The organism is Sphingomonas sp. S-NIH.Pt15_0812, assembly GCF_003951315.1.
Lineage (GTDB): Bacteria > Pseudomonadota > Alphaproteobacteria > Sphingomonadales > Sphingomonadaceae > Sphingomonas.
The window spans coordinates 116,577-125,638 of the sequence record NZ_QLJH01000005.1 but is presented as its reverse complement, the minus strand read 5'-3'; the positions used below and the strand labels follow the sequence as shown (position 1 = coordinate 125,638).

Here is a 9,062-nt window from a genome sequence, read left to right as displayed (position 1 = left end):
ATCGATACGCACAAGGAGTAGCATCATGCCCACCAAGACGATCACCGACGCCAGCTTCACCGACGACGTGCTCAACGCCGACACGCCCGTGCTGGTCGACTTCTGGGCGGAGTGGTGCGGCCCCTGCAAGATGATCGGCCCGGCGCTGGAGGAGATTTCCGACGAGCTGGGCGAGCGGGTGACGATCGCCAAGCTGAACATTGACGACAATCCCGACGCCCCCGGTAAATATGGCGTGCGCGGCATCCCGACGATGATCCTGTTCAAGGGCGGCGTTCCGGCCGCGACCAAGGTCGGCGCGGAACCCAAGGGCCGGATCAAGAGCTGGATCGAACAGTCGATCTGAGGATTGCGGCGGCGGCCATCCCGACCGGGATGGCCGCTCCGGATCAGGTCAGCGGTATCATGACGTTGGCGGCATAGCCCGGCCGCTCGCGCAAGGCCGCGTACCAGCGCGCGACATGGGGACGGTCCGGCCGCTCGATCGCCAGCGCGAACCAGCTATGCGCATAGACGCCCATCGGCACGTCACCCAATCCGAAGGCATCACCCGACAGCCAGGGCGTATGCGACAGCTGTTCGTCCAGGGTCGCCATCATCGCCCCCGCCTTGACCGCCCCGGCGGCGACAGCCGTCATGTCCCGTTCGCCCTCCGGCTTGCGGACCAGGTTGACGAAGGCATCGCGTTGCGCCTCGGCGAAGCCGAACTGCCAGTCCATCCAGCGATCGGCCAGCGCCCGTGCCGCCGGATCGGACGGCCAGAAACGCTCGCCGCCGTGTTTCGCCGCCAGATAGCGCAGGATCGCGTTCGACTCCCACAGGGTGAAGCCGTCGGCGTCGGTGATCGTCGGGATCAGCGCATTGGGGTTGAGCGCCCGGTACGCCGCATCCATGCCGAACGCGCCGCCGACATCGTGGCGTTGATAGGGCAGGCCGAGTTCCTCGGCGAACCAGGCGACCTTCTTCACATTATGCGAGTTCAGCCGGCCCCAGAGCGTCAGCACCGCCCTCAGCTCCGATAATCGGCGTTGATGGAGATATAGCCATGCGTCAGGTCGCAGGTCCACACCGTGGCGCGGCCATCACCCAGGCCGAGCTCGACGCCGATCTCGACATGATCGCCCTTGAGGTGCGCGGCGACCGGTGCTTCGTCATAGCCCTCGACCGCGAGACCGTCGCGCGCCACCTGCGTCGCGCCGAAGCGGATCGCCAGCCGGTCGCGCTCGGCCGGCTCGCCCGCCTTGCCGACCGCCATGACGACACGGCCCCAATTGGCGTCCTCGCCCGCGATCGCCGTCTTCACCAGCGGCGAGTTGGCGATGCTCATCGCGATGCGATGCGCCGAGCGGTCGCTGTCCGCGCCATCGACCTGGATCTCGATCAGCTTGGTCGCGCCCTCGCCGTCGCGCACCACCAGCAGCGCCAATTGCCGGCACAGATCGGCCAGCGCCGCGCGGAAGGCATCGGCCCCCAGGCTGTCGTCATCGACCAGCGGCCGGTTGCCCGCCGAGCCGGTTGCGAAGGCCAGCACCGTGTCGCTGGTCGAGGTGTCACCATCGACTGTGATGCACGAGAAGCTGGGGGCGTTGGCGGCGCTGAGCGCGCGCTGGAGGAACGGCGCGTCGACCGCCGCGTCGGTGAAGATGAAGCCGAGCATCGTCGCCATGTCCGGCGCGATCATGCCCGACCCCTTGATGATGCCGTTGAGCGTGACGCTGCGTCCGTCGACGATGGCGGTGACGCTCGCGCCCTTGGCATAGGTGTCGGTCGTGCCGATCGTCTCCGCCGCCGCCAGCCAGTCGCACGGTTCGGCGACGAAGGCGGCGTCCAGCCCGGCCTCCGCCTTGTCGATCGGCAGCGGCACGCCGATCACGCCGGTCGAGGCGACGAAGACGTCGGAGGGCTTGCAGCCGAGATGCGCCGCCGCGCGCGCCGCGACCGCCTCCACCGCCGCGCGGCCGCGATGGCCAGTGAAGGCGTTGGAATTGCCGGCATTGACCACCAGCGCGCGGGCATGGCCCAGCGTCAGCGCGGCGCGGCACCATTCCACCTCGGGCGACGGGCAGCGGCTCTGCGTCAGCACGCCCGCGACGCTCGTGCCCTCGGCCAGCGTTACATAGGTGAGGTCGCACCGGTCCCAGGCCTTGTAGCGCGCGCGGGCGACGTGGAGCGTCACCCCGGTGATCGCGGGCAGGGCGGGGAAGGGCGTGGCGAGCGGAGAGCGAGTCATGCCGCGCGTGATAATCACGCACGGTTGCGCGCGCCAGATGCGTCGTGCCGTCGACGGGATGGACTGTTAAGGGTCACGACCCTATGTCGTTTTACCGATGAACCTGCTCCTCCTCCTGTCGGCCCTGTTGTCCGCGCTCACCGGGATCGGTGGCAGCGTGCGCGCGCCCGACATGGCGCAGGCGGTCGCGGGGGCAAGCGCGGTGGCGGCCGTCGCGCCCGCCCGGCGGCCGGGTGTCGCCGCACGGCCGGCCTTCGTGCTGCCCGGCCGCCTCACCCAGGCGATCCTGCCCCGGTACGTGGCGTTGGCCCTGCCGGCGGCCCAACCGATCTGGACGACGCGTCGGCGCGAATAGCGCGGCCGATCGCCCAACAACCGTCTTCGTCTCTATCCCGCCGCGGCGCCGATCGGCCGCCTGCGGCCTCCCGTACCAGGAAGTCCCTTCATGTTCGGTGGCCTCGCCAAATCCATCTTCGGTTCGTCCAACGACCGCTACGTCAAGTCGCTCAACCCGATGATCGCCAAGATCGCCGGCTTCGAAACCGCCGTGAAGGCGATGGACGATGCCGAACTGGCGCAGCAGACCGTCCGCTTCCGCGAGCGGCTGGCGAATGGCGAGACGCTCGACCAGCTGTTGCCGGAAGCCTTCGCCACGGTGCGCGAGGCGGCGTGGCGCGTCATGGGGATGCGCCATTTCGACGTGCAGATGATCGGCGGCATCGTCCTCCATCGCGGCGAGATCGCCGAGATGCGGACCGGCGAGGGCAAGACGCTGGTCGCGACGCTCGCCACCTATCTGAACGCGCTGCCGGGCAAGGGCGTGCACGTCGTCACCGTCAACGACTATCTGGCCAGCCGCGACGCCGCGCAGATGGGCCGCATCTACAATTTCCTGGGCCTGTCGGTCGGCACGATCGTCCCCAACCTGACCGACGAGCAGCGCCGCGCCGCCTATGACGCGGACATCACCTATGGCACGAACAACGAGTTCGGCTTCGACTATCTGCGCGACAACATGAAGTATGAGCGGTCGCAGATGGTCCAGCGGCCCTTCAATTTCGCGATCATCGACGAGGTCGACTCGATCCTGATCGACGAGGCGCGCACGCCGCTGATCATCTCCGGCCCGACCGACGACAAGTCGGAGCTCTACATCCAGGTCGACGCGGTGGTGAAGCTGCTGACCGCGGACGATTACGAGAAGGACGAGAAGCAGAAGTCGATCATCCTGACCGAGGATGGCACCGAGCGCGCCGAGCGGATGCTGGAGCAGGCCGGGCTGCTCCAGGGCGAGAATCTGTACGATTTCGAGAATACCCAGGTGGTGCATCACCTGAACCAGTCGCTGCGCGCCAACATGATGTTCAAGCGCGACACCGACTATATCGTCAAGGATGGCAAGGTCATCATCATCGACGAGTTCACCGGCCGCATGATGGACGGCCGGCGCTGGTCGGACGGCCTGCACCAGGCGGTCGAGGCCAAGGAGGGCGTCAATATCGAGCCCGAGAACCAGACCATGGCCTCGATCACCTTCCAGAATTATTTCCGCATGTATCCCAAGATCGGCGGCATGACCGGCACGGCGGCGACCGAGGCGGCCGAATTCTACGACATCTACAAGATCAACGTCGTCTCCATCCCGACCAACGTGCCGGTGCGCCGCGTGGACGAGGAGGACGAATTCTACAAGGACACCCACGACAAGTTCCGCGCGATCGCCAAGAAGATCGGCGAGCACGCCGCCAAGGGCCAGCCCGTGCTGGTCGGCACCGTGTCGATCGAGAAGTCGGAGATGCTGAGCGAGTTCCTCAGCCAGGAGGGCGTGCCGCACAAGGTGCTGAACGCACGCTATCACGAGATGGAGGCGCATATCGTCGCCCAGGCCGGTCGCAAGTCGGCGGTGACGATCGCGACCAACATGGCGGGCCGCGGCACCGACATCCAGCTCGGCGGCAATCTCGAATTCCGCATGAGCGACGAATATGGCGATCTCGACGCCGGCACGCCCGATTACGAGGCGGTGGCGGAGCGCGTCCGCGCCGAGATCGCGGCGGAGAAGGCGGAGGTGCTGGCGGCGGGTGGTCTGTTCGTGCTCGGCACCGAGCGGCATGAGAGCCGGCGCATCGACAACCAGCTGCGCGGCCGTTCGGGCCGTCAGGGCGATCCGGGCCTGTCGCGCTTCTACCTGTCGCTGGACGACGACCTGCTGCGCATCTTCGGGCCCGACACGCTGTTCGCCCGGATGATGCGCTCCAACATGGAGGATGGCGAGGCGATCGGCAGCAAGTGGCTGACCAAGGCGATCGAGACCGCGCAGAAGAAGGTCGAGGCGCGCAACTACGACATCCGCAAGCAGGTCGTCGAATATGACGACGTGATGAACGACCAGCGCAAGGTGATCTACGAGCAGCGCGCCGACATCATGGACGCGGAGACGGTCGACGACATGGTCGCCGACATGCGCGCGGAGACGGTGAATCTGATCGTCGGCGATGCCTGCCCGCCCAATTCCTATCCGGAGCAGTGGGACGTGGCCGGCATGAAGGAGAAGCTGGCGGAGGTGTTGAACTTCCACCCGCCGATCGACGATTGGTTGCAGGAAGAGGCGATCGACCCCGAGATGGTCGAAAGCCGCGTGCAGGAGGCGGCCGACGCGATGGTCGCGCAGAAGGCCCAGTCGCTCGAACCCGCCACCTGGCAGCAGGTCGAGAAGTCGATCCTGCTCCAGCATCTGGACCATCACTGGAAGGAGCATCTGGCGACGCTCGACGCGCTGCGCCAAGTCGTCCACCTGCGCGCCTATGCGCAGAAGACTCCGATCAACGAGTATAAGCAGGAGGCGTTCTCGCTGTTCCAGCGGATGCTAGACCATATCCGCGAAGATGTGACGCGCACCATCGCCCACGCGAACTTCGCCTATCAGCCCGCGCCCGAACTGCCCGAGCTGCCCGATTTCCTCACCACCCATTTCGATCCGTTCACGGGTGAGGACAACACCAACGACATGGACGCCGGCACGCGCGGCTTCGTCACGACGCAGCTTCCGCCGCTCCAGATCATCCGCCCCGAATCGGCGGACCTGGGCGAGGACCCGGCGAACTGGGAAGGCCGGGTCAGCCGCAATGCGCCATGTCCTTGCGGCTCGGGCCAGAAATACAAGCACTGCCACGGTGCGGTGACGGCGTAAGGCCCGCCGGTCGTCCTCCCCACCGTTCCCCTGCCGTCGCAGGGGAATTGGTAGGGCAGGGCAACACAGTAAAAAAGGGCCGCCGGGATCGCTCCCGACGGCCCTTTCCTGATATCCGCGAACGGAGACGGATCAGCGCGTGCGCTGTTCCGGAAGCTGCACGGTCGGCCCGATCGACTCGACCACCTTGCGCGCGTCGAAGGCGCGGATATTGTCGCGCGGGATCGGTCCCTTGCGCATCACGATCTCGGCCGTCGCCTCGTACCGGTCGATGGTGCGGACGTCGAAGTCGTTGCCCCACGGACCGCCGAAACCGCCGCCAAAGCCGCCGCCGAACCAGGGGTCCCAGCTGCGCCAGCCGAAACCACGGCCCCAATAGCGCCACGACGGACCCCAATAGCCGCCGAAGCCGCCATAGCCCCAGGGGCCGCCAATGCCCGGTGTCGAGAAGGTGCGGCTCTGCAAGTTGGTGTCACGATCGGCCATGACGAAATAGTCGAAGCCCTGCTGCAACGTCAGTTCGGCGGCGCGATAGAAGAGATAGCGCTCGACCGTATCGCGCGACGTCACGCTGTTGCCCGCGAAGCTCACCAGGAAACGGCCCGGCTCGATCATCCGCTCGCTATAGCCCTGGCGATTGAAGCCCTGGCCGGTCGCGGGGCGATAGCGCGTCTCGGTAGCGCAGCCTGCGACCATCAGGGTTGTGGCGGCGAGTGCCGCCACCATGGCCTTGCGGCCCAAAGATAGTGCCATTTTCCACATCTCCGTTCGCGGCCCGTGCGGCGAACCGCCTGTCTTTAGCCGTTGATGGCAGAACGGTCGATGAACGAACTCGGTCCGTCGCGATCGATGAACGATTCGACATGCTGCCGTGGATCAGTCGCCGATCAGATGCACCGCGATCGAACGGCGATGCGGCCGCCTGCGATGTTCGAACAGGTACACGCCTTGCCAGGTTCCGAGCATCAACAGCCCGCCGATCAAGGGGATGGACAGGTGGGTCTGGGTCAGGGCGGTGCGCAGATGGGCAGGCATGTCGTCCGGCCCCTCGTCGCCATGTTCATAGCCGTCGCTCTCCGGCGCGAGGCGGGCGAAATAGCGTTCGACATCGCGCCGGGCGGCCGGCGCCGCATTTTCCTGGATCAGCAGCGAGGCGGAGGTGTGCCGGCAGAAGAGGGTGAGCAGCCCGGCCTCGAATCGCTGGGCGCTTACCCAGTCGACCAGGCGGTCGGTCCATTCGTGAAGGCCCGGTCCGGGCGTGTCGATCGTGAGGAGGGTCGTGGCTTGGCGCATGGCCCGACCATGGACGAAAGCGTCGCCGCGCTCCAGCCGCTGGATGGTCCCGACGCCTTGCCCTATCAACCGCCTATGGGGGAGAAGATGCGATGACGTTCGACCTGAGGATCACCATCGGCGTGGCGGCCGCCGTGCTGGCCAGCGGATGCCAGCGCCAGCCGGAACGCTGGACGGCGGATCGCGACACCGCCATCTGCACCGACCGGTCCGGCCGGCGGGTGTCCGACGATCGGTGCAGCCAGCACAACCGCCATGGCGGTGGCGGCTTCGGCTGGTATTATCTCGCCCGCAACGCGACGTTGCCGTTCCTGGGCGAGCGGGCGCGGGGCGGCTCCTACCAGCCGGGCGCGGGGCGCTACGTCCGCGCGCCGGTCGCCAGCGCGGTCACGCGGACGGGCGCGGTGTCGCGGGGTGGCTTTGGCGGATCGGGGCGTTTCTTCGGGAGCGGCCACGCATGATCCGGCGGACCATCACGCCCCGCCCCGACTGGCAGGCGCGGGTCGAGGCGGAGGGGCTGGTCTGGCACAGCGCCGATGGCCGGCCCTATTGGGACGAATCCGCCTGCTATGTCTTCACGCCCGATCAGGTCGCGGAGATCGAGACGGCGAGCGCCGAACTCTATCGTCTGTTCCTGGCGGCGGGGCAGGCGGTGGTCGACAGCGACGTCCTGCTCGACCGCTTCGCCATCCCACGTCCCTTCCACGCCGCGATCCGCGCCGCCTGGGAGGCGGAGCCGCCGGCGCTCAACATCGGGCGGTTCGACCTGGGCTATGACGGCCGCACGCCGCCCAAGCTGTTCGAGTTCAACTGCGACACGCCGACCGCCCTGCTGGAGGCGGCGGTGGTGCAATGGACGTGGAAGGAGACGGTCTTCCCCCATGCCGGACGGTGCAACGGACTCCACGAGGCCCTGGTGGCCAAATGGGCCGACATCGCCCCCTATCTGCCCGCGACCGTGCATGTCGCGCATGTCGAGGACGATGCGCGTGAGGACAGCGTCACCGCCGCCTACCTGCGCGACACCGCGCGGGCGGGCGGCGTCGAGACGGTGCCGCTGCTGATCGACGCGATCTGCTGGGATCATGACCGGCGCTGCTTCGTCGACGCGGACGACCGGCGGATCGCGGCCTGCTGGAAACTCTATCCCTGGGAATGGCTGGCGCAGGAGGCGTTCGCGCCGATGCTGCTCGACAGCCTGAGCCAGGGCATATTGTGGATGGAGCCGGTCTGGAAGATGATCTGGTCGAACAAGGCGATCCTGCCCGTCCTGTGGGAGCTGTTCCCGGGTCATCCCAATCTGCTGCCGGCCAGTTTCGCCATCCCGGCCGGCGACGCGGTCGCCAAGCCGTTGCTGTCGCGGGAGGGGGCGAACGTCTCGATCCGCCGGGGCGGCACGATCCTGGCGGAGCGGGAAGGGGAATATGGCGACGAGGGCTACGTCTATCAGTCGCTCTACCCGTTGCCGGAGCCGGCGGCCGGATGTTTTCCCGTGATCGGCAGCTGGATGGTCGACGGCACGCCTGCCGGGATCGGCATCCGCGAGGACGGCCTGATCACGGGCAACAGCGCGCGCTTCGTGCCGCATATCGTCGAGGGCTGAGATGGTCGGATCGGTGGCGTTTTCGAAAAAATCGCTTCCGTAACGAATTTGCCAAAAAACAGGCTTGCGCCTTTTTTCTCGCCCTTTATAGGAGCCCGCACGGCAACGATCCCTGATAGCTCAGCGGTAGAGCTCTCGACTGTTAATCGAGCGGCCGTAGGTTCGAATCCTACTCAGGGAGCCACCTTTCCAGCGGGAAAGATAGGCCTTTTGCCGAAGACGAAGCGCCTTGCGCCTTCGCATTATGACAGCCCTTATCAACCCATTATGACATTCGCGGTCTGTTCTGACTTGCGGATGCAGCCTAGCGAATCGGCTTCGCTATTGCCCCCGCATACACACAGGCGAGGGTGGCATGAGCGGGCGCCCTTGCGTCTCAGATATTTCCTGCTGCGTTGGCCGGCTCGATAGAGTGGCTCGCCATTGTCCAGGCAACCAAACTGGCCGTTATAGTATATCGATCAGGCAGGGACACAGGGGCACAGGAGATTCCGAAGCGATGGCTACAGCGGTCCGCCAAGCATCGGTTGTCGTTGAGGGCAAGCGCGGGTTGACCTTCTCAGCCTGACGCACTGATGTCGATAGTTTATAGGGTGGTTGGTCCAGCCATTTAACCAGAGTTGCATTTTCCGCCTCACGACTCAGCGAGGCCGAGGCGATATCGCAGAGCAATTTTCACAGTTTCTTAACTATGAAAATGCCACTGGGCGTGGTCTAGGAGGCCGTAATCTATGCCATCTATATCC

The 9,062-nt window shown here is 66.2% G+C and carries 9 protein-coding genes and 1 tRNA gene; 6 read left to right on the top strand and 4 right to left on the bottom strand.

Translation table 11 applies throughout. The features are described from left to right. Positions 1-25: 25 nt before the first annotated feature. Positions 26-346, top strand: coding sequence for a thioredoxin TrxA (gene trxA / locus BRX43_RS05250; RefSeq protein ID WP_125993807.1), 321 nt, complete (start codon positions 26-28; stop codon positions 344-346). Between the two features lie 43 nt (positions 347-389). Here trxA and BRX43_RS05245 read toward each other — a convergent pair whose 3' ends face one another. Continuing rightward, positions 390-1,004: a glutathione S-transferase family protein gene (locus BRX43_RS05245; protein WP_125993806.1), complete on the bottom strand. Its 615-nt coding sequence runs from the start codon at positions 1,002-1,004 to the stop codon at positions 390-392. Positions 1,005-1,009: 5 nt separating this feature from the next. Further along, positions 1,010-2,230, bottom strand: a complete 1,221-nt coding sequence (gene argJ / locus BRX43_RS05240; RefSeq protein WP_125993805.1) for a bifunctional glutamate N-acetyltransferase/amino-acid acetyltransferase ArgJ — start codon at positions 2,228-2,230, stop codon at positions 1,010-1,012. Between the two features lie 97 nt (positions 2,231-2,327). Between argJ and BRX43_RS05235 the strand changes: the two genes are divergently transcribed. After that, the gene (locus BRX43_RS05235; RefSeq protein ID WP_125993804.1) at positions 2,328-2,585 is read left to right on the top strand and encodes a hypothetical protein; all 258 of its coding nucleotides are present in this window, start codon (positions 2,328-2,330) and stop codon (positions 2,583-2,585) included. A 90-nt stretch (positions 2,586-2,675) separates the two neighbouring features. Continuing rightward, a complete protein-coding gene (gene secA, locus BRX43_RS05230; protein ID WP_125993803.1) occupies positions 2,676-5,420 on the top strand; it encodes a preprotein translocase subunit SecA in 2,745 nt (914 codons plus the stop codon). 132 nt (positions 5,421-5,552) lie between these two features. On the opposite strand, the gene BRX43_RS05225 is transcribed toward secA, so the two are convergent. Both BRX43_RS05225 and BRX43_RS05220 read right to left on the bottom strand, forming a co-directional pair. After that, on the bottom strand, positions 5,553-6,173 hold the full coding sequence (locus tag BRX43_RS05225; RefSeq protein ID WP_125993802.1) for a hypothetical protein: 621 nt from the start codon (positions 6,171-6,173) through the stop codon (positions 5,553-5,555). 123 nt (positions 6,174-6,296) lie between these two features. Beyond that, complete coding sequence (locus BRX43_RS05220) at positions 6,297-6,713, bottom strand: secondary thiamine-phosphate synthase enzyme YjbQ (protein ID WP_125993801.1); 417 nt, start codon at positions 6,711-6,713, stop codon at positions 6,297-6,299. Between the two features lie 92 nt (positions 6,714-6,805). On the opposite strand from BRX43_RS05220, the gene BRX43_RS05215 reads away from it, so the two are divergent. The 3 genes from BRX43_RS05215 (at position 6,806) to BRX43_RS05205 (ending at position 8,500) form a co-directional block, all read left to right on the top strand. Beyond that, positions 6,806-7,174, top strand: coding sequence for a hypothetical protein (locus BRX43_RS05215; protein ID WP_125993800.1), 369 nt, complete (start codon positions 6,806-6,808; stop codon positions 7,172-7,174). Continuing rightward, a complete protein-coding gene (locus tag BRX43_RS05210; protein ID WP_125993799.1) occupies positions 7,171-8,316 on the top strand; it encodes a glutathionylspermidine synthase family protein in 1,146 nt (381 codons plus the stop codon). Before BRX43_RS05215 ends, BRX43_RS05210 begins: the two co-directional genes overlap by 4 nt. Before the next feature lie 109 nt (positions 8,317-8,425). Continuing rightward, positions 8,426-8,500: transfer RNA gene (locus tag BRX43_RS05205), tRNA-Asn, on the top strand. Positions 8,501-9,062: the final 562 nt, after the last annotated feature.